Source organism: Paraburkholderia sp. JPY419 (genome assembly GCF_050435705.1).
GTDB lineage: Bacteria > Pseudomonadota > Gammaproteobacteria > Burkholderiales > Burkholderiaceae > Paraburkholderia > Paraburkholderia youngii.
Window position 1 is genome coordinate 948,053 of record NZ_JBNDKV010000004.1, and the last position, 23,720, is coordinate 971,772.

Below are 23,720 nucleotides of genomic sequence, written 5' to 3' on the forward strand. Positions count from 1 at the left end.
CGCGGCCTCCACGCCACGCAGCGGCGGCGACAACCTGTCGATGTGGCAAGGCCAGTGATGGCGTTCCTTCCGGGTCACTGACGTGCATCGCCGGTTGCTCCAGATTGAAGGTTGTCGCGTCTGTCCAGATAGGGCACCCAGTCGAGAAAATCCACATCCGACAGGCTGTGCGGGCGCGTTGTGAAAAACACGACCGCACGCAATCCGTCCGTGTAGTAGGTCGCGCCGTCGAGTGTGGTGCGGGGATGGGCCGGCGATGCCTCGCCAACGCCGTTCGCGAAGCCGAGCTTGTCGAGACCGCCCGAATACATCAGGTCCTGGATCAGGTAGTTACGAGCCTCATCGACGTTCTCGTGCAGGGTCAGGCGTGTCTCGCCGCGTGACGCGAAGCGTCCGCCGACGGGTCGACCGACCTGCGCGATGTAGACCAGTTGCCCCTGAAAGCGGATCGGGGCGAGCCATCCGCGGATCCAGGTCCGCAGGGGCACCCGCGTGGGCCTGTTTGCGCATGACGAAGTCCGGTTCACGCCCGAAGACCCGTTGCGCGAGGTCGATCTCGCGCGCATCGCGCCGATAGTTGCGCCGCACCAGCGCCGCCCCGATGTCAGTGAGCTGGCCTATCCCGACGGCGTTCAGCGGATCGGCCTGAACCGTGCCAGTCGCATCGGTGGCGCAGCATGGCAGCCGTTCGATTGCGGCGCGCAGCGATGTGAGATCAGGGCAGTCCGTGACGGCAGACGCGGGGAACGGAAAAGGAATCTGCGCGAGGCTCGGATCTGTCGTGCTGTCCGGCACGCGCAGAAAGAGCGAGAACGGAATCAGCGTGTGGTTTCCGAACAGGTCGATATTGACGAGCTTGATGCCACGATCGGGATTGGTGAACAGGATGCCCCACTGGGTCGCACCCGGCGCGATCGGGTTGCCGAAGCGGAGGCTTCTGAAATAGTCGTCCATGCTCCTGTTGGTTGAACCTCCGAGCATGGTATGCATGGACCACGCGACCTCATCGGGGGAGAAGTAGTCCGGATCGGTTCCTGAGCGTAACAGCCATAGCGCCTGCGAGGTCCCGTTATGCACTTCGATCCATAGCGGCTGGACCTTCGTATCGTTGATGTCGGCGCCATAGATGCGCTTGATGTCTTCGCTGCTCATCACGGTTGCGCCCACGCGAACGCCGTGATGGGTATCGCTGACTTCACGCTCGCGCAGCGGCTTTTCGTCCACCGCGGACGGTGCCTGCCATGTCGCGCATCCGGCCAGCGTCAGCACGAGCAATAGCGCGCCTGCACGCATCCGTGCTCTATGCATGGGAGCGCGCGCAGTCATGGCTTCGCTCCCGGTGCGACGCGCACGACCTTGTACGGCGTGACCCACGGGAAGACTTCGATGTCCGCCAGCGAGGTCGGCGTGCGGTCGAATACGAGCACGACGCGATAGCCATCGGTGAAGTACGGGTCGGTCGTCAGATTTTCGCGCGGTGCGCTTTCCGGCACGGCACCCACGCCATTCACGAGGCCGATCTTCGCGAGATTCTGCGAGTACGTCATGTCTTCCGTCAGCGCGGTGCGCGCTTCATCGACGTCCGGGTCGATCTTGTGCGTGGTAAACGTCGACGAGTGCCATGTGAGACGGATTCCGATATCGCGGCTGACCTGTCCGACCCAGACGGGTTTTCCGTGGTACTGCATGTTGCTGAGCCACAGACGCATGTGATTGCGCTGGTGGATGTCGCCGCGCGCTTTTTGCAGCGCGAGGTCCTGAGCGTGGCCGAACAGGTAGAGGTCGCTCACGGGTGCGTTGACGTAAGGTTCACCCGACAGCGCGGCGCTGATCATCCGCCTGATTGCGCCCGACCATTTCTGTTCTGTGAGCCGCCAGCCCCGGCGAACGAGCGACGGAAAGGCATCGTCGAGGCCGCCGACGATCACAAGATTGAGGGGGTCGCCATTCTTCGAGCCGTCTTCGTTCGTTGCGCAGCATGACAGGGCCTTGAGCGCGGCGCGAAAGCTTTCGTCATCGGTGAAATTGACGATAGGCTCGTCAGGATCGGCAGCGCGTTGGAAGACCTGGCTGCGCTTGTAGTCGGCCTCGAAGCCGGGTACCGCCACGAAGATCGAAAACGTCCGGGCGCGTCCCCGCGCGACGAGGTCGATCTGTACCAGCTTCGCACCGACGTTGAGGTTGGTCAGAACAAATCCCGATACCGTCTCCCCGGGACCCACGGGGTTACGGAAGGCGAGCGCACGAAAGCGGCTGTCCAGTTCTGCCTGCTGTTTACGGGAAGCGTTACCCGCGAACGCTTCAGCCGCCTCCGACGCGGGAAAGAAGCTCGGGTCAAGGCCAGGCGACAGAAGAAAGTAGTTACTGTCTTCGCGATTTCGGACTTCGATCCAGACGGGCTGAATCCTCCTTTCAGCAAGCGGGACGCCATAGATGGCTGCACTCTCCGCCGGCGAAAGCACGGCTGTCGAAACCTCCACGTCGCCCTCGATGCGTGTCACGGCGCGGTTCTGATATGGTGGCACTGCGACATTGGGGAGGGTTGCAGTACAGCCCGCCAGTACGAAGCTGACAAGGATGACAGTCTGCACCGGCATCACGATGCGCTTCATCAAGACAACCCTTCGCCATGATCAGGGGATGTAGCCATACGCAAGGGGCCACGGGTCGCCCGCTATGCGCAGCGAAAAGTGCTGTTTGTCGCGCGCCGACGGAAGCGCGCGCGACGTACTGGCAAGTTTAGGTGATTGGGGGCCGCACCAGTCATGTTTCACCAGTCATGTTTCGCATGGTGGCAGGCGAGGCTCGGTGACTGTCAAGCGACAGCGACCCACGGACCATCAAAGTCCGAAACCTGCGCGGAGCAGCCGCTCGAAGGTCCGCATGACGGCGACGGTGATCGGCGGCTATTGGCCGACTTTTGCCGATCGCCCCTCGTCGATACCTGCGGCGCAGCCAAGGGCGACACGCAAACCCATTGCCGACGCTGGTCAGGCACGAGACGTAAGCCCGCTTTCCTGACGACCGCCATTCCAGTCGCGGGTCGAGCCGGAACACCGTACAGGTCACTGCGAATTCCACGGAAAGCGCGGAAGTTGCACGGTGAAGCTCGTTCCACTCTCCGAGGATTCCGCGTCAATAGTGGCCCTTATGCGCGCGCATGACGGCGCGGCATGTGTGATGCATCTGCATAACACCGCGGGCGTGGCTGTGTCCGCGCAGCCGGAAGCATTGCTGCCGGCTTCGCAGCACGCGCTGCGCTTTTACGGCCAGCTTGCATATCACGACTACGAAGGCCTCGCGTTCACGCCGGCCGAAGGCGAGCGCCTCGTCGCGCATCTCGCCGATCACCCCGCGATGCTGTTGCGCAATCACGGCACGCTGACGCTCGGACGCACGGTTGCCGAAACTTATGTGCTGATGGCGACGCCGCTGAAAGCCTGTGAAATCCAGATTCAGGCGCAAAGCTGCGGCGCGCCGCTGGTCGTGCCGAGCGACGCGGTCGCCGCGCGCACGGCGGAGCAGCTCTACGATGGCGGCCCGATCGAAGGCGCGCTCGAATGGCTCGCGCTGCTGCGCAAGCTCGATCGACTCGATCGCGGCTATCGCGCCTGAACGCCCGAGCCGGTCCGCTTCATTCCAGTCCCAACTCACAACCCCACGGAGCAACGTCATGCCCACGTTTCATATCGAACTCTTCGAAGGCCGTACGCTGGAACAGAAACGCCAGTTCGTCGAAGCGATCACGAAAGCCACCTGCGAGTCGCTCGGCGTCGAGCCGAACTCGGTCGACATCATCCCGACCGACGTGAAGCGCGAAAACTGGGCGACGGGTGGGCGTTTGTGGTCGGAGGCCTGATCGACCCGGAAAAGCGCTGGCGAGACCAGCGCCTCGATGCATAAAAAACGAGGCATCGAAAAAAAAGCTGCGCACGTGAGGTGCGCAGCTTTCGAGGCTTACAACGCGAAAAAAAACGCGTCGATGTGGCGGCAAAACAACGCGCCGCCACGTGTTCAGTAACTGTTTAGAACTTGTGGATGATACCAACGCCGACAGCGACCTGGCTGCGCGACGATGCCGGCGCGCTGTTTTGACCGTCACCAATGCTTGCTTGTGCGTTGATGATCGTCTTGCCGTCGCCTGCCAGCGTCTTGCCGTTAGCACGCTGATAGGCTTCCAGCGCGTACAGACCGGTGCGCTTGGACAGGGTGTAGTACTGCGACAGGTTGAACTGGTTGTAGCTGGCCGTGTCCGAAATGCCGTTCGACGAGGTTGCACGGGTGTAGCTATAGCCAGCGGCCAGGTCCAGCACCGAGATCGGCTTCCAGTGCAGCACTGCGCCACCCGTGTTCCAGATTTGGGTGCCGTGGAACAACGAGCCCGAACCTGCAGCGTATTGAACGTTCGAGTATGCGAACGAAACGTCCAACGCCGAGGTGAACGCGTAGCCGCCCGTCACTGCGACGCGCTGCTGCTTCGCTGCGGTCTGGAAGCCGTTGTTGATTGCCGAGACCGCCGGCTGTGCGCCGTTGTTCGACATCGCCGAATTCCAGTTCGTGCTGGCTGCGGCCGTGGCGGTGGCGGGGGTGAAGATGCCCGCATTGTCGATACGCTGGATACCTGCGGCGATGCCGACCGGGCCGTTCAGGTACTGTGCTGCCACGCTCCAAACCTGGCCAGCGGCGAAGCTGCCTGCGTTGCCGCCCAGCGAGTACGAACCGCTGACCGTCAGGCCGCCAAAGCTCGGCGACGTATAGACCAGCGAATTGTTCGCGCGGTACAGCGTATCCAGCGAGTCGATATCACCCGGGTGCGCGCCGTAAAAACCGGTCAGCCACGTGGTCGGGCTATACGGCGACAGCAGCGTGTAGTACGACGTGTACTGGCGGCCGGCCGTCAGCGTACCGAACTGGCCGTTCGTCATACCCACCCATGCCTGGCGGTTGAATGCCAGACCCGACACGCCTTGCGCGCCGGTTGCGCTGTTAAAGCCTTGTTCCAACTGGAAAATTGCCTTCGTGCCGCCGCCGAGATCTTCCGAGCCCTTCAGGCCGAAACGGCTGCCAGCCCAGACGCCGTTGATCATTTGGACTTTCGAAGCACCACCGGGCGAGGGCTTCGACGATCCCAGTGCGCTCAACGACGTCGAGCTGTTCTGCCAGCCCAACCCAGCATCGACGATACCGTAGAGCGTCACGCTGCTTTGAGCATGTGCACCAAGCGCGACCAACGCCACTGCCGAAGCCACGAGAGTCTTTTTCATTTCTACTCCTCTGTTAAAAACTTTTTGAAGCAGCGCTATGCAAGCGCCGCAGAGTGTGGGTAAGACGTTTTATTTGAATCAGAACACCGGATGACCGTTGATGACGCTCGGCAACCACGTCGAGAACCACGGTACGTAAGTGACAATATTGATGGCCGAGAAGATAGCGAGGTAATACGGCCACGCCACCTTAGTAGTTTCCCCTATCGACACATTGCCAATTGCGCAACCAATGAACTGCACCGAGCCAATCGGCGGATGCACGAGACCCAAGGCGCAGTTCAGCAGGATCATGATGCCGAACTGAACCGGGCCCACGCCGTTGTGCATCGCCATCGGCAGGAACAGCGGGGTCGTGATCAGGATGTGCGCCGCCATGTCGACGAACGTACCGAGGAACACCTGAATCACGTTGATGTACAACAACATCAGCCACGGCAGCGAGGTCGCGCCGTCGAGCATGCGTTCGATCGCGTCCGGGATCTCCAGATAGGCCATCTGGAAGCGCAGCATGTTCGACACGCCGATCAGCAGCAGCACCACGCCGGTCGTTTTCGCGGCCTTGCCGAGCGCATGGCCGAGCTTCTTCAGCGTCAGCGTGCGATATACGACGATGGTCAATATCAGCGAATAACCCACGGCGATCGCGGCCGCCTCTGTCGCAGTGGCGATACCGCGCGCCACGCAGAACAGAATGATCGCGATGACCATCAGACCCGGCACCGCGCCGATGAACGTACGCAGCACCGCCATCCAGCCCGGGAAACGCTGCAATTGGGTCGAACCGTCGGGACGGCGCGGATAGCCGAACTTGACGGCCTGCCAGTAAGCGGCGATCAGCACGAGGCCCATCACCCAAAGCACCGGCAACAGACCCGAAAACAGCAGATCGCCGATCGACACGCCGCTCATCTGCTTGCCGTTCAGCACGCCGCTTACGCCTTGCGCCGCGAACGCGTAGATGATCATGTTGGTCGACGTCGGCATCAGTGCGCCGGCGAGCGACGAGTGCGTGGTCACGTTGACCGCGTAGGCGGCGCTATAGCCTTCGCGCTTCATCAGCGGGATCACCACGCCGCCCATTGCCGACGTATCCGCGGTCGGCGAACCCGACACGCCGCCGAACAGCGTACAGGCGACCACGTTGGCCATGCCGAGGCCGCCGCGGAAATGGCCGACCGTGGCCTGCGCGAAGCGCAGGATGCGGTCGGCGATGCCGCCGTGGAGCATCAGCTCGCCGGAGAAGATGAAGAACGGCACCGCGAGGAACGAGAAACCGTTCATGCCGGAGATCATCGACTGCATCGCGGTCGCGGTCGGCAGACCTTCGAACAGATACGTCAGGACGCAGGACAGGCCCAGCGCGAAGGAAACCGGAACCCCTAGAAAGAGGAAAACCAGAAAACTGACGGTAAGGAGGGCAAGTTCCATGATGGCTCTGCTTTTATTCCGTGGCGGAGAGTTCGAGCGCTGGCTCTTCCCGTTTCCCGGCAAAGAGCTCGAGCAGATGCTCGATCGAGAACAACGCGATGCACACGCTCGCGAAGATCGGGATACAGTAGCGCACGCCTTCCGGCACGCCGATGATCGGAATGCGGTCGCCCATCGTGGTTTCGGCCATCTCGAAGCAACCGACGAAAACGGCCACCGCGAAAGCAATCAGGCAGAGGTGCTGAATCCCTTTCGCGATCACCTGGCCCTTCTCAGGCAATTTCTTGACGAGCGAGTCGAGTCCGATGTGACCGCCCTCGCGAACCTTCAATGCGGCGCCGAACATCGCGATCAGGATCACCAGCAACAATGCGATGGGCTCGACGTAATCGGGTGCGTCGCTAAACACGTAGCGCATCACCACGCTATAAATCACGAGCAGGCAAAGTGCGGCGAGGCTGACCGACGCCACGACCAACAGCACGCGAAAAAGAAAATCATTTGGGCGTTTCAGGAAACTCATGATCCTGTCCTTGCTTACGTCCGACCTGTGCTTGAAATTCAGCCGTCCCGACGCGATCCGCGCGCGCGAAACTGCGCGGCGGAATGTCTCGCGAGTTTCCTCGCGGACCATTCACGCCGCTGCTGCGACAAACGTTGCTATTGCTGATTGCGCCCGGGACGCGAGACTTACTTGATTGCCTGGATCTCGTCGACGATCTGCTTCATCTGCGGGGTCTTTTCGTACTTCGTCCACACAGGCTGCATCACCTTCACGAAAGCCGCACGGTCGATCTGCGAAGCCGCGACCACCGTTGCGCCGCCCTTCGTGACGGTCTTCTGCGCGTCGGCTTCACGCGCGGTCCACAGCTTCTGGTAGTACGGCACCGAGTCAGCCGCGGCCTTCTTGATGATCTGCTGCTCTTGTGGCGACAGCGTGTCCCACACCTTCTTCGAGAACACCAGCACTTCGGGGGTCATCGAATGCTGGGTTTCCGAGTAGACCTGAGCGACTTCGAAGTGCTTGGTTTCTTCGTACGACGGGATGTTGTTTTCGGCGCCGTCGACGAGGCCGGTCTTCAGGCCCGTATAGACTTCCGAGAACGGCATCGGCGTCGGCGTGCCGCCCATTGCCTTGATTTCGTCGACCATCAGGTCCGACGGTTGCACGCGAACCTTCAGGCCCTTCATGTCAGCCGGCGACTTGATTGCCTTCTTCGCGTACATCGAGCGTGCGCCGCTCTCGTAGAACGTCAGCGCGATCATGCCCTTCGCGGTGAACGCGTCGAGGATCTTCTGGCCTTCCGGACCGTACATGACCTTGCGGAAATGATCGACGTCGCGGAACAGGAACGGCAGCGACGGGATCATCGATTCCGGCACGATTTCGTTGAACGCAGCACCGTTCGCGCGCGTCATGTCGAGCGCACCGATACGAACCTGGTCGATCGTGTCGTTTTCCGAGCCGAGCGCGCTGTTGCCGAACACCTTCACGGAGTCCTTGCCGTCGGTCGCCTTGCTGATCTGCTCGCCCATGTACTTCACGGCCATGTTGGTCGGGAAGGTGTCGCCGTGCACATCGGCAACGCGGAACACGCGTGCTTCAGCCGACATCGTGCTGAACGCCAACGCCGCGGCTGCGACGATCATCGAAACACGGGAAGAGGCAAACTTCTTGTTCATCGTGACATTCCTTGAAAAATGGACCATCCCAGCGACAGCGGATGTGACATGGTTTTGACGCGTCTCCGGCTTCGCGCCCGCCGCCTTCGCAGGTGCGGGCGCTGGCCGTACTGGCTGTGCAACTTCCCCGGCACAGTTGACCCAGCACTCCAATCGACAACTCGACTACTTATTTCAATCACGCCGGCCGGCTTCCGACATGCATGCGGCATCGACCAAAGCCGCACGACTGACCTGAAAACCTACCAAATTGCACTTGTCACACAAACACAGAAAGCCGTTTGTTTGGACTTATATGTTGTACGACGACATACGAAGTCTATAAAAGAGGTTTTAACTTGTACAGACGGTATTTACCCGGATCAAGAAGAGCGCCGGCATATATGACCGGCATCGCACGCCGCCAAGCCCCGCGCCGTCCGGCGCCGAATGAGAGCGAATTGGCATCGGTCTCCGGAATTGTTGTATTTCTGCCGAACAAAGATGCGGGAACTGGTCTTCCCGCCAAATGTTGTATGACGAGTGACGAATAAAGGGCCACACGAACGGCCCCGAAAATAAAAACGCCGGGAGAAAAAGTTCGTCCCGGCGCATGCCTCATGTAAGCAAGATTACAGTTGGCCCGCGAATTCGGGCTCAGGCAGCCCGCTCACGCTTGGCCGCAGTGCGAACACATGGCCATCGTGCTCGCTCGCGCCGTTGGCCGGGCGGATCGACGTGACGAACAGAATATCGAGATCGCGGCCGCCGAATGCGCACATCGCAGGCTTGATGGCCGGCACCGGAATCTGCCGGTCGAGCTTGCCCTGCGGCGTGAAACGCAGCAGCAGACCGGCGTCGTTCGCGCAAATCCAGTAGCAGCCGTCCGCATCGACCGCCGCGCCGTCCGGACGGCCCGAATAGTGATGCAGATCGGCGAACACGCGGCGGTTGCGCGGCTCGCCGGTGTCGACGTCGTAGTCGAACGCCCAGATCAGCCGGCGCAGCGGATGCGAGTCCGACAGATACATCGTCGTGCCGTCCGGCGACCAGCCGAGGCCGTTCTGCGTGATCAGCGAATCGACGACCGGCGCCGACAGCAAGCCCTTCTCATCGAAGCGGTACAGCGCGCCGCCCGGGATCGCGGCCGCCATGTCCATCACCATCGTGCCGGCCCAGAAGCGCCCTTGCCTATCGCAACGGCCGTCGTTGAAACGCATGCCGCGATGCGGGAATTCAGGCGCCGCGAGCTTGCGCAGCGACGCTGTCAGCGGCTCGCCGCCCCGCGCATTCGACGCGTCGGCGAGCGCGACCGCGAACAAGCCGGTCTCGCAGCCGGCGAGCACGGTGCCAGCGTGATCGAACGCGATACAGGCAACCTGCTCCGGCAGTAGCCATTCGGTGCGCTTGCCAGTTTCGAGCGAGCCGCGCACGATTTTCCTCGCCGGAATATCGACCCAGTACAACGCCTGCTCGGCCGCGCGCCAGACCGGGCTTTCACCGGTGGCCGCGGGCAACGGACCGGCCGCTTCGAAGCGTTCCACTTGCGGATTCGCGCTCATCATTTAGGCTCCCGCTTCGGCTCCATCGGACCGGCGAGCACGAACGGGCCGCCCTGGTACAGCTGGGTCGGGTCGTCGAAGCGCGTGTCGGGGGCGCTCGGCGGGAACAGGTGCTCGAACTGCGCCGAGCTGTCTTGCGGACGGTAGCCGAGGAACGCGGCGTTCGTGTTGTCGACCCACGCGGTGCGGTTGTTCGACACGCCGTAGACGATCGCGTGGCCGACGCGGTTCGTGAACAGCGAGCAGCGCACGAGCTCGATGAAGTCGCGGTAGCTCAGATACGTGACGAGCATGCGCGCGGTCTTCGGCTGCTCGAACGACGAGCCGATCCGCAGACACACGGTTTCGAGGCCGAAGCGGTCGAAGTAGTAGCGCGACAGCGATTCGCCGAAGCACTTCGACACGCCATACATGCCGTCCGGACGCAGCGGCGCGTCGGTGCCGAGCACCGACGTCACCGGATGGAAACCCACCGCGTGATTCGAGCTCGCGTAGACGATGCGCTTCACGCCGTGCTTTTGCGCCGACGAGTACACGTTGTACAGGCCGCGGATATTCGCTTCGAGGATGTCTTCGAACGGCGCTTCGACGGAAATGCCGCCGAGATGCACCACCGCGTCCACGCCTTCGAGCAGCGCGTGCACGGCCGCTGCATCGGCGAGATCGACGACGGCGGCTTCCTCGTGCGCGGCGACTTCGCCGAGCGGCGCGATATCGGATACGCGCACGATGTCGGCCCACTGCGCGAGCGCGGGACGCAGTTGCTTGCCGAGGTTGCCCGCGGCGCCAGTGAGCAGCAGACGGCGGAAGGGTTTCTTTGCCGCGGAGCGGTCAACGTTCAAATCGGTCATATATCTTTGCTGTTGTGATTGCGGTCGGGTGTTCTGAACGGAAAAGCGAGCGCCGGTTGGACCGGCGCTCGCCTGAGATTGGATGGTGCGGGTTGCCTGATCAGGTCACCGGCGCCGGGTTGAAGAGGGTCAACGCATTGTGCAGCCCGAGCTTCTCCGCGCAGGTTTCCTTGCGGCCGCTCGCGACATCGAGCATCAGGCGGAACAGCTCCCAGCCCACCTCCTCGATGCTGGACTGGCCGGTCGCGATCGTGCCGGCGTTGATGTCCATCAAATCATGCCAGCGACGCGCGAGGTCCGAACGCGTCGCCACCTTGATGACCGGCACTTCGGCGAGGCTGTACGGCGTGCCGCGGCCGGTCGTGAACACGTGCAGCGTGATGCCCGACGCAACCTGCAGCGTGCCGCAGATGAAGTCGCTGGCCGGCGTCGCCGCGTAGATCAGGCCCTTCTGATTGACCTTCTCACCGGGCGACAGCACGCCGGAGATCGCCGAGTTGCCCGACTTGATGATCGAGCCCATCGCCTTTTCGACGATGTTCGACAGGCCGCCCTTCTTGTTGCCGGGCGTCGTGTTCGCACTGCGGTCCGCGCCGCCGCGCTTCAGGTAATCGTCGTACCACTGCATCTCGCGGATGATCGCCGCCGCGACGTCCGCGTTGGCCGCGCGCGCGGTCAGCTGATCGACGCCGTCGCGCACTTCGGTGACTTCCGAGAACATCACGGTCGCCCCGGCGCGCACCAGCAGGTCGGTCGCGAAGCCGACGGCCGGGTTCGCGGTCAGGCCCGAGAATGCGTCGCTGCCGCCGCACTGCACGCCGATCACCAGATCCGACGCCGGACAGGTTTCGCGACGACGGTTGTTCAGGCGCTTCAGATGCCCTTCGGCCATCCTCATGATCGACGTGATCATCGACTGGAAGCCGACGTGCGATTCGTCCTGCAGCACCACGACGTCGCCGTTCTGGTCCAGCGCGACATCGCCGATGTCGGCGACGTCGTCGACCACCGCGGCGATCGGGATCGTACCCGGCGGCATCAAACGCTCGGGCTGCAGTTTCTCGCAGCCGAGGCTCACCATCATCACTTCGCCGCCGAAGTTCGGGTTCAGCGCGATGTTGCGCACGGTGCGGATCGGCACCATCGCGTCGGGCGCGTCGATCGCGACGCCGCAGCCGTAGGTGTGGCCGAGGCTCACGACATCGTCGACATTCGGATATTTCGGCAGCAGCTCGGCCTTGATGCGCGTGACCGCGTGTTGCACGACGTCGGCGACGCACTGCACGGTGGTCGTGATCGCGAGGATGTTGCGCGTGCCCACCGAGCCGTCCGAGTTACGGTAGCCCTCGAACGTGTAGCCTTCGAGCGGCGGCATGTCCGGCGCCCTGGTCGTGGCGATCGGCAGGTCTTCGAGTCCCGGCGGGCTCGGCATGCGGATCACGTGCTCGTTGATCCAGCTGCCCTTCGGCAGCGGCTTCAGCGCATAACCGATCACGACGTTGTAGCGGATGACCTCGTCGCCTTCGGCGAGATCGGCCAGCGCGACCTTGTGGCCCTGCGGCACACGCTCGCGCAGCCTGAGCCCATCGGCAAATACCGCGCCCTCGCCCAAACCGCCGTCGTTCACGACGATCGCGACATTGTCATTGGGATGAACGCGGATGTAGAGCGGAGTTTGTTCCATTGATCAATCCTTGAGGCGTGACAGGCCTCCTTCGCCAGGCATCATACGTCATCCTACAACGTTAGAGTTTGCTCGGCTGTTCCGTATTTACCCTATAGACAGCATTATGCCGCGAGAACCCCGTTGAGTTACGGGATTCGTTGTTGTACGATGACGTATAAGAAATCTGTTTTTCAGATTTTCTCCTGGTACGACGTCTGTCGTACTAGTTGGACCCTACTAACGACCCAATCCGACGCCTGGATATTTAGATCATGACGACACCGCAGGAACTCAAGCAGATCGTTTCCGAAGGCCTCCTGTCCTTCCCCGTCACCGACTTCGACGCTAACGGCGACTTCCGCGCCAACACTTACGCAGAGCGCCTCGAATGGCTCGCTCCGTACGGCGCTTCGGCGCTGTTCGTCGCCGGCGGCACGGGCGAATTCTTCTCGCTGACGCAAGACGACTACACGCAAGTCGTCAAGACCGCGGTCGAAGTCTGCAAGGGCAAGGTACCGATCCTCGCCGGCGCAGGCGGCCCGACCCGCGTGGCGATCGCCTATGCGAAGGAAGCGCAGCGCCTCGGCGCGCACGGCATCCTGCTGATGCCGCACTACCTCACCGAAGCAAGCCAGGACGGTATCGCCGCGCACGCCGAAGAGGTCTGCAAGGCCGTTCCGGGCATGGGCGTGATCATTTACAACCGCGCGAACTCGAAGCTCAACGCCGACATGCTCGAGCGTCTGGCCGACCGTTGCCCGAACCTGATCGGCTTCAAGGACGGCGTGGGCGAGATCGAAAACATGGTGACGATCCGCCGCCGGCTCGGCGAGCGCTTCTCGTACCTCGGCGGCCTGCCGACCGCGGAAGTCTACGCTGCCGCGTACAAGGCGCTGGGCGTGCCGGTGTACTCGTCGGCGGTGTTCAACTTCATCCCGAAGACGGCGATGGGGTTCTACCGCGCGATCGCCGCTGACGACCACGCAACGACCGGCAAGCTGATCGACGAATTCTTCCTGCCGTACCTGAAGATCCGCAACCGCCGCGCAGGCTATGCGGTAAGCATCGTCAAGGCTGGCGCGAAGCTGGTCGGCCACGACGCAGGTCCGGTGCGCGCACCGCTGACCGACCTGACCCCGGAAGAACTGGAACAGCTCGACGCGCTGATCAAGAAGCTCGGACCGCAGTAACGCACCGGCGTCGGGCTTCGAGCGAAGAAGCTCGCGAGCCTCATCGACGAGGGCTGCATAGACGGCCCCGTTGCGAACGCCCGGCACGGCAACGTTGCCGGGCGTTCGTGCATTTGCGCGACAGGCAGGTGGTCTGCGGACCGCCCGGCCTGGACACCACACCTCGCCCAACAATACAGGAGATGACCAATGGACTTGAGCCGCACGGCCAGTTCCACCGACGCCGCCTCTAGCGCGGCACGCACCAAGGTCCGCTACGGGATTCTGGCGCTGATCTTCGTGATCACCACCCTCAACTATGCCGACCGCGCGACGCTGTCCGTCACCGGTTCCGCGATGCGCACCGCGTTCAGCCTCGACGCGATCCGCATGGGCTATATCTTTTCCGCATTCAGCTGGGCCTACGTGCTGTCGCAACTGCCGGCCGGCTGGCTGCTCGACCGTTTCGGCGCGCGCCGCGTGTACGCGGCGAGCATCTTCCTGTGGTCGCTGTTCACGCTGCTGCAAAGCTCGGTCGGCCTGCTCGGCAGCGCCGGTGCGGCGATCACCGCGCTGTTCGTGCTGCGCTTCGTGATGGGCGCGGCGGAGTCGCCGGCGTTTCCGGCGAACGCGAAGGTCGTTGCGAGCTGGTTCCCGACCAACGAGCGCGGCACCGCGTCGGCGATCTTCAACGCCGCGCAATACTTCGCCGCGGTCGTGTTCACGCCGCTGATGGCGTGGCTCACGCATGCGTTCGGCTGGGAGACGGTCTACGTCGTGATGGGAGTGGTCGGGCTGCTGCTCGCGCTGACGTGGCTGAAGGTCATGAAGAATCCCGCCGATCACCCGGGCGTGTCGCGCGCCGAGCTCGAGTACATCGAGCAAGGCGGCGGCCTCGTCAGCGGTGCGCGCAAGACGGGTCCGGACGACGTGTCGAAGACCGGCGGCTGGACGCTCGTGCGTCAGTTGCTCGGTAACCGCATGCTGCTCGGCGTCTATCTCGCGCAGTACTGCATCAACGTGCTGACCTACTTCTTCCTGACGTGGTTTCCGATCTACCTCGTGCAGGCGCGCGGCATGACGATCCTGAAGGCGGGCCTCGTGGCCTCGCTGCCGGCGATCTGCGGCTTTCTCGGCGGCGTGCTCGGCGGCGTGCTGTCGGACGGGTTGATCCGCCGCGGCTGGTCGCTGACCGTCGCGCGCAAGGCGCCGATCGTCGGCGGCATGCTGCTGTCGACCTGCATCATCGGCTGCAACTACGTGTCGACCGACTGGATCGTCGTCGCGCTGATGTCGCTCGCGTTCTTCGGCAAGGGCATCGGCGCGCTCGGCTGGGCCGTCGTCGCCGATACGGCGCCGAAGGAAGCGCTCGGTCTGTCCGGCGCGATCTTCAATATGTTCGGCAACATCGCCGGCATCGTGACGCCGATCGTGATCGGTTATCTGGTCGCGCGTTCGGGCTCGTTCAATGGCGCGCTGGTGTTCGTCGGCGCGAACGCGCTGATGACGGTGATCAGCTATCTGGTGATCGTCAAGGACATCCGGCGAGTCGAGTTGCGTTCGGCGTGAGGCCGTTATAGGCTCAGTTATCGTTCCGGTTATCGTACTTCCGGGCGGCGGACGCCCGGCGCCTCGCGCGAGCCATGCGCACCGAGGCGCCAAACTTCAGGCATCCGCCGGTATACGTGACAATCGCGCCGAATTCGATCCGGCGCTTATATAATCAGTCGTCAGACGACGATATAATAAAAATGCAGGATTCCCCGCGATTTTTCAAACAAGGAGCGTTTTCGATGGCTACACCACTAGCATCCGCGGCACCGCCACGACGCGCTCGCAATCTTGCCGAGTTCGTCGTCAACTACGTCACCGAGCAGATCGCGGCCAACGTGCTGAAGCCGGGCGACAAACTCCCGACCGAATCGCAGCTGATGAACACGCTCAGCGTGAGTCGCACGGTGATCCGCGAGGCAATCTCCCGCCTGCAGGCAGGCAAAATCATCGAGACGCGGCACGGTATCGGCAGCTTCGTGCTCGAGCCGCAGCGCGAAAAACTCGGCATCGACATGGTGCCCGCCACCACGCTGCGCGACGTGCTGTCCATTCTGGAACTGCGCATCAGCCTCGAAACCGAATGCGCCGGTCTTGCCGCGCAACGCGCGACGCCGGACGACCTCGCGCACATGCGTACCGCACTCGACGCGATCGAAGCCACGCGTCACAACGGGCTCGACAGTGTGGAGGCCGATCTGCAGTTCCACATCTCGGTCGCGCGTGCAACCGGCAACCGCTATTTCGTCGACATCCTGTCGCAGATGGGCAGCGCACTGATTCCGCGCAACCGGCTCGACTCGGCCGGCATCGCGCGCGCCGATCCGGATGCATATCTGTCGCTCGTGAACCTCGAGCATGAAAGCATCCTCGAGGCAATCAGCCGGCACGATGCCGAAGGCGCGCGGGCGGCGATGCGCATGCATCTGTCGAATAGCCGCGAGCGGTTGCGTCGCGCGAATGAAGCGAACGACGCGAACAGCTGATTTTCACGAAGCACGCGGGCGAAAAAAAATGGCCGGGAAAATTCCCGGCCTTTTTTTGTGATTGCAACTGCCCTTCCCTTCGATGCGCGCCCATGCCCATATTGGCACCAGGCGCGCATCCGTTCAGGACGGCGTCACACGATTAACCGCGCGTGAGTTCGCCATCGCGACGACGCCACAGTTCCAGCGGGTTGCCGTCGGCCAGCGTTTGCGGCAGCAGCTCGGCCGGGAAGTCCTGGTAGCAGACGGGGCGCAGGAAGCGGTCGATCGAGGTGGTGCCGACCGAGGTCGCGCGGCTGTCCGACGTTGCCGGGAACGGGCCGCCGTGGACCATCGCGTGACACACTTCGACGCCAGTCGGGAAACCGTTGACCAGAATGCGGCCGGCCTTGCGCTCGAGAATCGGCACCAGCTTCTTCGCAGCCGCCACGTCGGCGCTGTCCATCTGCAGCGTCGCGGTTAGTTGGCCGGCGAAGTGCTCGGCGACCTTCAGCATTTCCTGCTCGTCCTTGCAGCGGATGATCGTAGACACCGGGCCGAACACTTCGTCTTCGAGCGCCGGGTTCGCGAGGAACGTCTGCGCGTCGGTCACGAACAGCGCCGCGCAAGCCTGGGTCGGGCCGGTAGCGGCGACACCGCGTGCCACGACTTCGACACCCCTGGTTGCAGCCAGCTTGCCTTCGCCGTCTTCATACGCGGCGTGGATGCCCGAAGTCAGCATGGTCTGCGCCGGCTTGGCGGCGAGCGCTTCCGATGCCGTCGCGACGAAGCCCTTCAGCGCGTCGCTGTCGATCGCGATCGCGAGACCCGGGTTCGTGCAGAACTGGCCCGCGCCGAGCACGAGCGAGTCGACGAAACCGCGCGCGATGCTGTCGCCGCGTGCCGTCAGAGCGTTCGGCAGCAAAAACACCGGATTGATGCTGCTCATTTCGGCGTAGACGGGGATCGGCTCCGGACGTGCCGCCGCGACGCGCATCAGCGACGTGCCGCCCGCGCGCGAACCGGTGAAGCCGACCGCCTTGATGGCCGGATGCGCAACCAGCGCCTCGCCGACCGAGTTACCCGCGCCGACGATCATCGAGAACACGCCTTCGGGCAGATCCATTTCCTGCGCGACGCGCTGGATCACACGACCGACCAGCTCCGAGGTGCCGAGGTGCGCGCGGTGCGCCTTCACGACGACCGGGCAACCGGCAGCGAGCGCCGCGGCGGTGTCGCCACCCGCCACCGAGAACGCGAGCGGGAAGTTGCTCGCGCCGAACACGGCGACCGGGCCGAGCGCGATCTTCTGCATGCGCAGATCCGAGCGCGGCAACGGCTTGCGTTCAGGCAGCGGCGAATCGAGCGTGGCGTTGAGCCATTGGCCCGCACGCACGGTTTGCGCGAACAGCTTCAACTGGCCGGTGGTGCGGCCGCGTTCGCCTTCCAGACGCGCCTTCGGCAGGCCCGATTCAGCCATCGCGCGTTCGATCAGCTCGTCGCCGAGCGCGGTGATGCCGTCCGCGATACGATCGAGAAACTCGGCGCGCACTGCGAGCGGCAGTTGACGGTAGGCGTCGAACGCCTGCTGCGCGAGCGCGCAGGCCTGCTCGACGTTCTCCACGGTGCCGCTGCCGAACACCGGCTCGGCAATCTCGGAACCCGTGGCAGGATTGAACGCGCGCAGCGGTTTTTCTTCGCCGCGCACTGCTTTGCGACCGATCAGCATTTCACCGGTAATGGGCATTTTGGCTTTCCTTAAATGAAGGCTTCAGATATAGGTCATCCTACAACATTGCGGGGCCTCCACGCAACCCGAAACGCTTGCCGGACAGGCTCATTCGGGTTTACACGACCGTTACAACCAAGGGGCTCAGTGCTAATCTGCCACGGTCATACGACGACTTATAACCTCGCATTCTGCGTGATTTGTTGCGGTCGTCGAAGCCTGGTTCCCGATCCATCGTAGTTCGAGGAGACACCGCATGCCCGCCGTCACGCCTTACGAATCCTTGCCCAACCGCTTCCGGCGCGCGGTGCGCGAGGGAAAAACCCAGATCGGCTGTTGGGCATCGCTTGCCAGCCCGATCGCCACTGAACTGCTGGGCACGGTCGGCTTCGACTGGATGCTGCTGGACGCCGAACACGCGCCCAACGACGTGCTCACGCTGATCCCCCAGTTGATGGCGCTCAAGGACAGCGGCAGCGCGCCGGTCGTCCGACCACCGGCTAACGACAGCGTCGTGATCAAACGATTCCTCGACAGCGGCTTCTCGAACTTTCTCGTGCCGTTCGTCGACAGTTCTGACGACGCGGCCCGCGCGGTCGCGGCAACGCGCTATCCGCCACAGGGCATCCGCGGCGTGTCGGTCGGCCATCGCGGCAACCGCTATGGCACCGTGCCCGACTACTTTGCGCTCGCCAACGACAATATCTGCGTGATTCCGCAGATCGAAAGCCGCAAGGCAGTCGAGGCGATCGACAGCATTCTCGCGGTGGACGGCATCGACGCGGTCTTCATCGGTCCGTCCGACCTCGCGGCATCGTATGGCCACCTCGGCAACGCGGGCCATCCGGACGTGCAGCAGGCGATCGCGCATGTGTTCGAGCGCGCGCGGGCGGCAGGCAAGTCGAGCGGCATTCTCGCGCCGGTGCAGGCCGACGCGGAACGTTATCTGTCGATGGGCGCGCGCGTCGTCGCCGTCTGCGCGGATCTCGGGCTGCTCAAGGGCGCCGCTCAAGCGGCGCAGAAACACTTCATGCAGAAACCGGCGGGCGAAGCTTGAACGCGGCCGCCACGATATCTTCGGAGCATTCCATGAAAAAAGCAGGCTTTATCGGACTCGGCATCATGGGCAAGCCCATGGCCGCCAACCTTCTGAAAAACGGCGTGTCGCTGGCAGCGTTCACGCGTAGCGGCGTGCCTGCGGAACTGACGCAGGCCGGCGCCGTCGCATGCGACAACCCCGCCGCGGTCGCAGCCAACGCGGACGTGATTTTCATCATGGTGCCGGACACGCCGGACGTCGAACGCGTGCTGTTCGGCGAGAACGGCCTCGCGAGCGCGCTACGCGCCGGCCAGACCGTCGTCGACATGAGCTCGATCTCGCCGATGGCGACCCGCGAGTTCGCGGCGCGGGTGCGCGAAACCGGCGCCGACTATCTTGACGCGCCGGTCTCGGGCGGCGAAGTCGGCGCGAAGGCCGGCTCGCTGACCATCATGGTCGGCGGCGAACAGGCCACGTTCGACAGCGTGAAGCCCATGTTCGACATGATGGGCAAGAACGTCACGCTGATCGGCGCGGTGGGCGCGGGCCAGGTGTGCAAGGTGGCCAACCAGGTGATCGTCGCGGCGACCATCGAAGCGGTCGGCGAAGCGCTGCTGCTCGCGTCGAAGGCGGGTGTCGATCCGGTGCGCGTGCGTGAGGCGCTGATGGGCGGCTTTGCGTCGTCGCGCATTCTCGAAGTGCACGGCGAGCGCATGACCAGGCGCACGTTCGATCCGGGCTTCCGCATCGAGCTGCACCAGAAGGACCTGAACCTCGCGCTGTCGACCGCGCAGGCGCTCGGCGTGTCGCTGCCCAACACCGCCACCTGCCAGGCGCTGTTCAACGCGTGCGTCGCGCACGGCGGCAAGGCGTGGGACCACTCGGCGATGGTGCGCGCGCTCGAAGTGCTCGCGAATCACGAGATTGGGCAGAAGACGGCTTGATTTGATGTAGGTTCGAAATCGTTGCAATCGGGTTGTCCGTCGGTATTTATTTGACCTATGGCCGGCTCGATTGCACTCTGCATTTTTGGGCGTCGTGCGTAGTTCGCGCGTGATGCCCTTTCCCTCTTCCGGGCCGTAGAGCTTTTTCGCCGCCTGACGCGACACGTTTGTATCGTGTTTAGCGATGGCGACTCCCTACCCCGTGTCTCCTCGGATTGACGTCTGCTCCTGTGCGTTAAGCCGCGTCGCTAGTGCATGACTACCAGCGATATGCAGTCAATGAATCGCAGCTCATCGGATTAATGGGACACAAGAATCATCCATCGCCCATTTCCTGTCCCTGTGGTCGACTGCTACGTTGGCGGCCTCGAACAATCACAGAGGAATACCGAATGTCGTGCGAACAAGATAGAGACGGCGTGCGTGTCGTGCTGAGTGCGCCGCAACTAGCGGCGGTGCTGACCCGCCAATCGATCAGCCACGGCGAAATGCTTTCCAACCGGTTATGGGGCGGATTGCAACTTGTCGGCGGTTTGCTGGAAATGGTCGGGGCCGGCGCGCTGTGTGTGATGCCTGAACCGACCATGGCGAGCAAGGCTGGATGCGTTGTGTTCGGCGTACATGGCTCGGACACGGCGGCCGCTGGCTTGCGTCAGATCTGGACGGCGCGAGATACGGCGACGCTGACCCAACAGGGCACGACGAAACTCGCGCAAGCGATGAAGGCCAGCCCCGATATGGCGAACAATATCGGTCTGTGGCTCGATATGGTCGTGCCGTTTGGCTTTGCTAGTTCGATCAAGGCTATACGGGCTTCGCGCATCGCGATGGGCCGGATCAGTCTGGACATGCACGAAGCGAGGGCAGGGAGCGGGATAGGCGGACACACGCTCTTGAAGCATGTCGGACGGACCGAAGCGCAGTTGCGAGAAAGACTCAAACGCGAGCCGCGTCGAGAGAAGGTTTCGTCGTTCACCAACCTTGAACGGGCCGAATCGGCCATCTCAGAAGTCATGCGTGCCAATGCGACCATCATTCGGGAATGGGCGCAGTCTTCGGGCCGAGGCGGCCCTCTCGCTTTGACGCGGCGCGTAGCGGGTAACGTCGGCTATGGCATAAGACAGGAAAACTGACGCCCATGAATGAGGTTGTAGTCGTTCTGAAATATCAAACCTACAACGGAATGCCATACTATATTGTTACTGCTTACATTAGATAGAGAAATCTATGCTATCAACCCGCTACCCCAAAATGTATCAGCTGTTTGGTGCATACCTGAATGAGGATTTTGAAATATGGGGAGATACGATTCCTGAAATCATCTCTTGCTACAAGAGAGACTGCCCACGGGAGAGCCACCTCGAGATGGTTCATGAAATCAATTCATTTATGGTCGAACGCCGGGACGATTTGGACTCAGCGTTCAAAGATGCCTATGGTCAAGATTTTTCTCCCAAACTATGGGGCTACACGACCGCCTCATTTCTTGACGAATTAAAGAGGCTTCTCAGCGAGTAGTTTGTCCCGATGCTCCCGCATCCTTCTTAGAAGAATTAAAACGTCTATTGGGCGACCAGTCTGCTTGCCGGCTGCAACACTCACGGCGCGACATCGCCAACTCGAAAACGGCCGCACAACCGACCAAAAAAAAAACGGCGCCCACCTCATGAGCGCCGCTTCTTTCGCCGGATCGCCCCCCAGAGCCGACCCCACTTCGCCTTACTTCGCCGCCACCGCATCGGACGATACCCACTGCGGCTCCGGCATCTTCTCCGAGCTCCTGGCCATCAGACACACCACGACCGCAGCAATCAGATCAAACACCGCCAGCACGACGAATAGCGGGCTGTAGCCGATCTGCGTGACAAGCACACCGAACAGCGTGGTGAACGCCGCGGCGCCCAGATACCCAGCCATGCCGCCCATGCCCGTCGCGGTCGCGACTTCGTGCTTGCCGAACATATCCGACGTGATCGCGTACAGTGCGCCCGACAGCGTCTGGTGCGCGAAGCCACCGACGCACAGCAGCGCCACCGCCATGTACGGGCTTTCGACGAGACCGACGCACGCCGGCCCGATCATGAACAGCGCACCGACCACGAACACCATCTTGCGCGACGTGAACAGCGACACTTTTGCGTACTTGTGAAACAGCGGGCTCAGATAACCGCCGAGCACGCAGCCGATATCGGCAGCGAGGAACGGCATCCACGCGAACATCGCGACTTCCTTCAGGTTCATGTGACGCTCGGTCATCATGTACAGCGGAATCCACGCATTGAACGTTTGCCATGCCGGCTCGGACAGAATCCGAGGAATACCGATCGCCCAGAAATCGCGGCTCGCGAGCATCGCGCGCCAGTTGCGCTTCGGCGTGTTGATGTCATCGTGATGCTTCGCTTCCTGGCCGCTCAGAATATAGTCGCGCTCGGCGTTGCCCAGCAGCTTTTGGTTGCGCGGATGCTTGTAGTCGCCCATGCCGCCGCGCAAGCCGCCGACCACGCCAGCGCGAACACCGCGAAGCCGATCTTGGTGCCGATCGTGTCGAGCACGAAACCGGCGACCGGCTGCATGAACGCATAGCAGAGCTGCCACGCCACGACCACGTGCGCGTACTGCTCGGTCGTGATGTCGAGCTCCTTCATCATCGTCGGCGCCGCGACCGACAACGTGTTGCGCGCCAGGTAATTGATGATGAGGCCGGCCGCGACCAGCGCGACCATCCACCAGCGAATACCCTTGATCTTCACCGCTCCATCTCCTCGTGATGCATTGCCCGTTGAACTGCCCGGGACTTAGTCCTTGCGCGAATAGTCGATGCCGACGAAGCCGCCGCCCTGGAAGCGCTGGCCCAGTTCATCGAGCGGATTCGGGCGAGACAGGATGTCTTCGGCGTAGTCTTCGGCGTTCTGCTTCGGCTCGTAGCCGAGACGCGCGGCGCCGACGCTGTTGTCCCACCAGCTGCGCGTATTGGCCGACACGCCCCAGATGGTCATGAAGCCGACCTCTTCCGCTTCGATGCAGCGATCGAGAAAATGCATCAGGTCCTTGTGGCCGAACCAGGTGCTCAGGTGACGCTGCTCGGTCGGACGCTCGAGGCAGCTGCCGATGCGCACGCACACGCTTTCGATGCCGTGCTTATCCCAGTACATGCGCGCGAGCGCTTCGCCCCACACCTTCGACAGACCATAGAAGCCGTCCGGGCGCAGTTCGCAGTCGAGGCTCAGATGCTCGGTGACCGGATACATGCCGATCGCGTGGTTCGAGCTCGCGAACACGATGCGCTTCACGCCGTTGCGGCGCGCGCCTTCGTAGACTTCGACGAGGCCGCGCAGGTTGTTCTCGATGATCTCGGGCAGCGGACGCTCGACGCTCGTGCCGGCGAAATGGATCAGCACGTCCACGCCGTTCAGCAGACGGTCGACGACCGCCGGGTCGCGCAGGTCGCCGTTCATCACGTCTTCGCCTTCGACGAGCGGCGTCAGCACTTTCGAGCCAGCGGCCGAGCGCAACGGCACGCCCCGCGCGACGAATTCAGCACGTACCACGGAGCCGAGCTGGCCGCCGGCGCCACTCAGGGCAATCTTCTTCATAGGGGTTCCTTTAACTGCGCCGCGCGCGAGGTCTACAGAGAACAGACAGAGGTTTGAGCGGCCGGCGGAGCGTGCTGCGCGCGTCGCATAACACACCAAAGTTGTACGATAACGTACTATCGACGATGAACCAGCGGATTTCAACTCCGCATTTACCCTAAAATTGCATAGGCGGGTTTCATATCGTCTTAAAAAATAAAGACATACGAATGTCGTGTTCATGTGACATCGTATAACTCAGCTGCTTTTTTTGTTCGACAAGTGCATTCGCCTGACGCCCGCGGTCGCCTGGCA

At 62.6% G+C, this 23,720-nt stretch carries 19 protein-coding genes and 3 pseudogenes; 9 read left to right on the forward strand and 13 right to left on the reverse strand.

The window, feature by feature from the left end:
* Positions 1–74: 74 nt before the first annotated feature.
* From QFZ91_RS32855 to QFZ91_RS32865, 3 genes are read right to left on the reverse strand one after another with little or no spacing between them, the layout of a single operon-like run.
* Entirely contained in the window at positions 75–449 is a 375-nt protein-coding gene (locus QFZ91_RS32855; RefSeq protein ID WP_429570933.1) for a hypothetical protein, read from the reverse strand.
* Complete coding sequence (locus QFZ91_RS32860; RefSeq protein ID WP_429569752.1) at positions 340–1,326, reverse strand: LssY C-terminal domain-containing protein; 987 nt, start codon at positions 1,324–1,326, stop codon at positions 340–342. Before QFZ91_RS32860 ends, QFZ91_RS32855 begins: the two co-directional genes overlap by 110 nt.
* On the reverse strand, positions 1,323–2,612 hold the full coding sequence (locus QFZ91_RS32865) for an LssY C-terminal domain-containing protein (protein WP_429569753.1): 1,290 nt from the start codon (positions 2,610–2,612) through the stop codon (positions 1,323–1,325). Before QFZ91_RS32865 ends, QFZ91_RS32860 begins: the two co-directional genes overlap by 4 nt.
* A 553-nt stretch (positions 2,613–3,165) precedes the next feature.
* On the opposite strand from QFZ91_RS32865, the pseudogene QFZ91_RS32870 reads away from it, so the two are divergent.
* Both QFZ91_RS32870 and QFZ91_RS32875 read left to right on the forward strand, forming a co-directional pair.
* Positions 3,166–3,615: pseudogene (locus QFZ91_RS32870) on the forward strand (class II aldolase/adducin family protein); the annotation flags it as partial.
* Entirely contained in the window at positions 3,533–3,859 is a 327-nt protein-coding gene (locus QFZ91_RS32875; protein ID WP_429569754.1) for a 4-oxalocrotonate tautomerase, read from the forward strand. The pseudogene QFZ91_RS32870 and the gene QFZ91_RS32875, both read left to right, overlap by 83 nt.
* Positions 3,860–4,025: 166 nt before the next feature.
* Here QFZ91_RS32875 and QFZ91_RS32880 read toward each other — a convergent pair whose 3' ends face one another.
* From QFZ91_RS32880 to garD, 7 genes are all read right to left on the reverse strand, one after another.
* A complete protein-coding gene (locus QFZ91_RS32880) occupies positions 4,026–5,264 on the reverse strand; it encodes a porin (protein ID WP_429569755.1) in 1,239 nt (412 codons plus the stop codon).
* Positions 5,265–5,342: 78 nt separating this feature from the next.
* The gene (locus QFZ91_RS32885; RefSeq protein ID WP_176105713.1) at positions 5,343–6,695 is read right to left on the reverse strand and encodes a TRAP transporter large permease; all 1,353 of its coding nucleotides are present in this window, start codon (positions 6,693–6,695) and stop codon (positions 5,343–5,345) included.
* A 13-nt stretch (positions 6,696–6,708) separates the two neighbouring features.
* Entirely contained in the window at positions 6,709–7,218 is a 510-nt protein-coding gene (locus tag QFZ91_RS32890) for a TRAP transporter small permease (RefSeq protein ID WP_176105712.1), read from the reverse strand.
* 167 nt (positions 7,219–7,385) lie between these two features.
* Positions 7,386–8,378 (reverse strand): TRAP transporter substrate-binding protein, encoded by a 993-nt coding sequence (locus QFZ91_RS32895; protein ID WP_176105711.1) that lies wholly within the window; start codon positions 8,376–8,378, stop codon positions 7,386–7,388.
* Positions 8,379–8,989: 611 nt separating this feature from the next.
* Positions 8,990–9,919: an SMP-30/gluconolactonase/LRE family protein gene (locus QFZ91_RS32900; protein ID WP_429570934.1), complete on the reverse strand. Its 930-nt coding sequence runs from the start codon at positions 9,917–9,919 to the stop codon at positions 8,990–8,992.
* On the reverse strand, positions 9,919–10,770 hold the full coding sequence (locus tag QFZ91_RS32905) for an NAD-dependent epimerase/dehydratase family protein (RefSeq protein WP_368598612.1): 852 nt from the start codon (positions 10,768–10,770) through the stop codon (positions 9,919–9,921). Before QFZ91_RS32905 ends, QFZ91_RS32900 begins: the two co-directional genes overlap by 1 nt.
* 100 nt (positions 10,771–10,870) lie before the next feature.
* Positions 10,871–12,454, reverse strand: a complete 1,584-nt coding sequence (gene garD, locus QFZ91_RS32910; protein WP_429569756.1) for a galactarate dehydratase — start codon at positions 12,452–12,454, stop codon at positions 10,871–10,873.
* 254 nt (positions 12,455–12,708) lie between these two features.
* Here garD and kdgD point away from each other — a divergent pair, with 254 nt between their 5' ends.
* From kdgD to QFZ91_RS32925, 3 genes are all read left to right on the forward strand, one after another.
* On the forward strand, positions 12,709–13,626 hold the full coding sequence (kdgD, locus tag QFZ91_RS32915; RefSeq protein ID WP_429569757.1) for a 5-dehydro-4-deoxyglucarate dehydratase: 918 nt from the start codon (positions 12,709–12,711) through the stop codon (positions 13,624–13,626).
* Between the two features lie 189 nt (positions 13,627–13,815).
* Positions 13,816–15,174, forward strand: coding sequence for an MFS transporter (locus QFZ91_RS32920; protein WP_429569758.1), 1,359 nt, complete (start codon positions 13,816–13,818; stop codon positions 15,172–15,174).
* Positions 15,175–15,398: 224 nt separating this feature from the next.
* Positions 15,399–16,142 (forward strand): FadR/GntR family transcriptional regulator, encoded by a 744-nt coding sequence (locus QFZ91_RS32925; RefSeq protein WP_429569759.1) that lies wholly within the window; start codon positions 15,399–15,401, stop codon positions 16,140–16,142.
* A 142-nt stretch (positions 16,143–16,284) separates the two neighbouring features.
* Here QFZ91_RS32925 and QFZ91_RS32930 read toward each other — a convergent pair whose 3' ends face one another.
* Positions 16,285–17,868, reverse strand: coding sequence for an aldehyde dehydrogenase (NADP(+)) (locus tag QFZ91_RS32930; RefSeq protein ID WP_176382802.1), 1,584 nt, complete (start codon positions 17,866–17,868; stop codon positions 16,285–16,287).
* Between the two features lie 238 nt (positions 17,869–18,106).
* Between QFZ91_RS32930 and garL the strand changes: the two genes are divergently transcribed.
* From garL to QFZ91_RS32950, 4 genes and pseudogenes are all read left to right on the forward strand, one after another.
* The gene (gene garL, locus QFZ91_RS32935; RefSeq protein WP_429569760.1) at positions 18,107–18,907 is read left to right on the forward strand and encodes a 2-dehydro-3-deoxyglucarate aldolase; all 801 of its coding nucleotides are present in this window, start codon (positions 18,107–18,109) and stop codon (positions 18,905–18,907) included.
* A complete protein-coding gene (locus QFZ91_RS32940) occupies positions 18,904–19,833 on the forward strand; it encodes a 2-hydroxy-3-oxopropionate reductase (protein ID WP_429569761.1) in 930 nt (309 codons plus the stop codon). Before garL ends, QFZ91_RS32940 begins: the two co-directional genes overlap by 4 nt.
* Positions 19,834–20,225: 392 nt before the next feature.
* Positions 20,226–21,052 (forward strand): annotated as a pseudogene (locus QFZ91_RS32945) (RNase A-like domain-containing protein).
* An 8-nt stretch (positions 21,053–21,060) separates the two neighbouring features.
* The gene (locus QFZ91_RS32950) at positions 21,061–21,351 is read left to right on the forward strand and encodes a contact-dependent growth inhibition system immunity protein (RefSeq protein ID WP_429569762.1); all 291 of its coding nucleotides are present in this window, start codon (positions 21,061–21,063) and stop codon (positions 21,349–21,351) included.
* A 201-nt stretch (positions 21,352–21,552) separates the two neighbouring features.
* Here the strand turns inward: QFZ91_RS32950 and QFZ91_RS32955 are convergent.
* Positions 21,553–22,583 (reverse strand): annotated as a pseudogene (locus tag QFZ91_RS32955) (MFS transporter).
* A 45-nt stretch (positions 22,584–22,628) separates the two neighbouring features.
* Positions 22,629–23,426 (reverse strand): NAD-dependent epimerase/dehydratase family protein, encoded by a 798-nt coding sequence (locus tag QFZ91_RS32960; protein ID WP_176105699.1) that lies wholly within the window; start codon positions 23,424–23,426, stop codon positions 22,629–22,631.
* Positions 23,427–23,720: the final 294 nt, after the last annotated feature.

What these genes read in the sequence shown, in the direction of transcription:
- QFZ91_RS32860 (WP_429569752.1), bottom strand. Translation starts at nt 1,326, where the DNA reads ATGACTGCGCGCGCTCCCATGCATAGAGCACGGATGCGTGCAGGCGCG.
- QFZ91_RS32865 (WP_429569753.1), bottom strand. Translation starts at nt 2,612, where the DNA reads ATGAAGCGCATCGTGATGCCGGTGCAGACTGTCATCCTTGTCAGCTTC.
- QFZ91_RS32875 (WP_429569754.1), top strand. Translation starts at nt 3,533, where the DNA reads ATGGCGGCCCGATCGAAGGCGCGCTCGAATGGCTCGCGCTGCTGCGCA.
- QFZ91_RS32880 (WP_429569755.1), bottom strand. Translation starts at nt 5,264, where the DNA reads ATGAAAAAGACTCTCGTGGCTTCGGCAGTGGCGTTGGTCGCGCTTGGT.
- QFZ91_RS32885 (WP_176105713.1), bottom strand. Translation starts at nt 6,695, where the DNA reads ATGGAACTTGCCCTCCTTACCGTCAGTTTTCTGGTTTTCCTCTTTCTA.
- QFZ91_RS32890 (WP_176105712.1), bottom strand. Translation starts at nt 7,218, where the DNA reads ATGAGTTTCCTGAAACGCCCAAATGATTTTCTTTTTCGCGTGCTGTTG.
- QFZ91_RS32895 (WP_176105711.1), bottom strand. Translation starts at nt 8,378, where the DNA reads ATGAACAAGAAGTTTGCCTCTTCCCGTGTTTCGATGATCGTCGCAGCC.
- QFZ91_RS32900 (WP_429570934.1), bottom strand. Translation starts at nt 9,919, where the DNA reads ATGAGCGCGAATCCGCAAGTGGAACGCTTCGAAGCGGCCGGTCCGTTG.
- QFZ91_RS32905 (WP_368598612.1), bottom strand. Translation starts at nt 10,770, where the DNA reads ATGACCGATTTGAACGTTGACCGCTCCGCGGCAAAGAAACCCTTCCGC.
- garD (WP_429569756.1), bottom strand. Translation starts at nt 12,454, where the DNA reads ATGGAACAAACTCCGCTCTACATCCGCGTTCATCCCAATGACAATGTC.
- kdgD (WP_429569757.1), top strand. Translation starts at nt 12,709, where the DNA reads ATGACGACACCGCAGGAACTCAAGCAGATCGTTTCCGAAGGCCTCCTG.
- QFZ91_RS32920 (WP_429569758.1), top strand. Translation starts at nt 13,816, where the DNA reads ATGGACTTGAGCCGCACGGCCAGTTCCACCGACGCCGCCTCTAGCGCG.
- QFZ91_RS32925 (WP_429569759.1), top strand. Translation starts at nt 15,399, where the DNA reads ATGGCTACACCACTAGCATCCGCGGCACCGCCACGACGCGCTCGCAAT.
- QFZ91_RS32930 (WP_176382802.1), bottom strand. Translation starts at nt 17,868, where the DNA reads ATGCCCATTACCGGTGAAATGCTGATCGGTCGCAAAGCAGTGCGCGGC.
- garL (WP_429569760.1), top strand. Translation starts at nt 18,107, where the DNA reads ATGCCCGCCGTCACGCCTTACGAATCCTTGCCCAACCGCTTCCGGCGC.
- QFZ91_RS32950 (WP_429569762.1), top strand. Translation starts at nt 21,061, where the DNA reads ATGCTATCAACCCGCTACCCCAAAATGTATCAGCTGTTTGGTGCATAC.
- QFZ91_RS32960 (WP_176105699.1), bottom strand. Translation starts at nt 23,426, where the DNA reads ATGAAGAAGATTGCCCTGAGTGGCGCCGGCGGCCAGCTCGGCTCCGTG.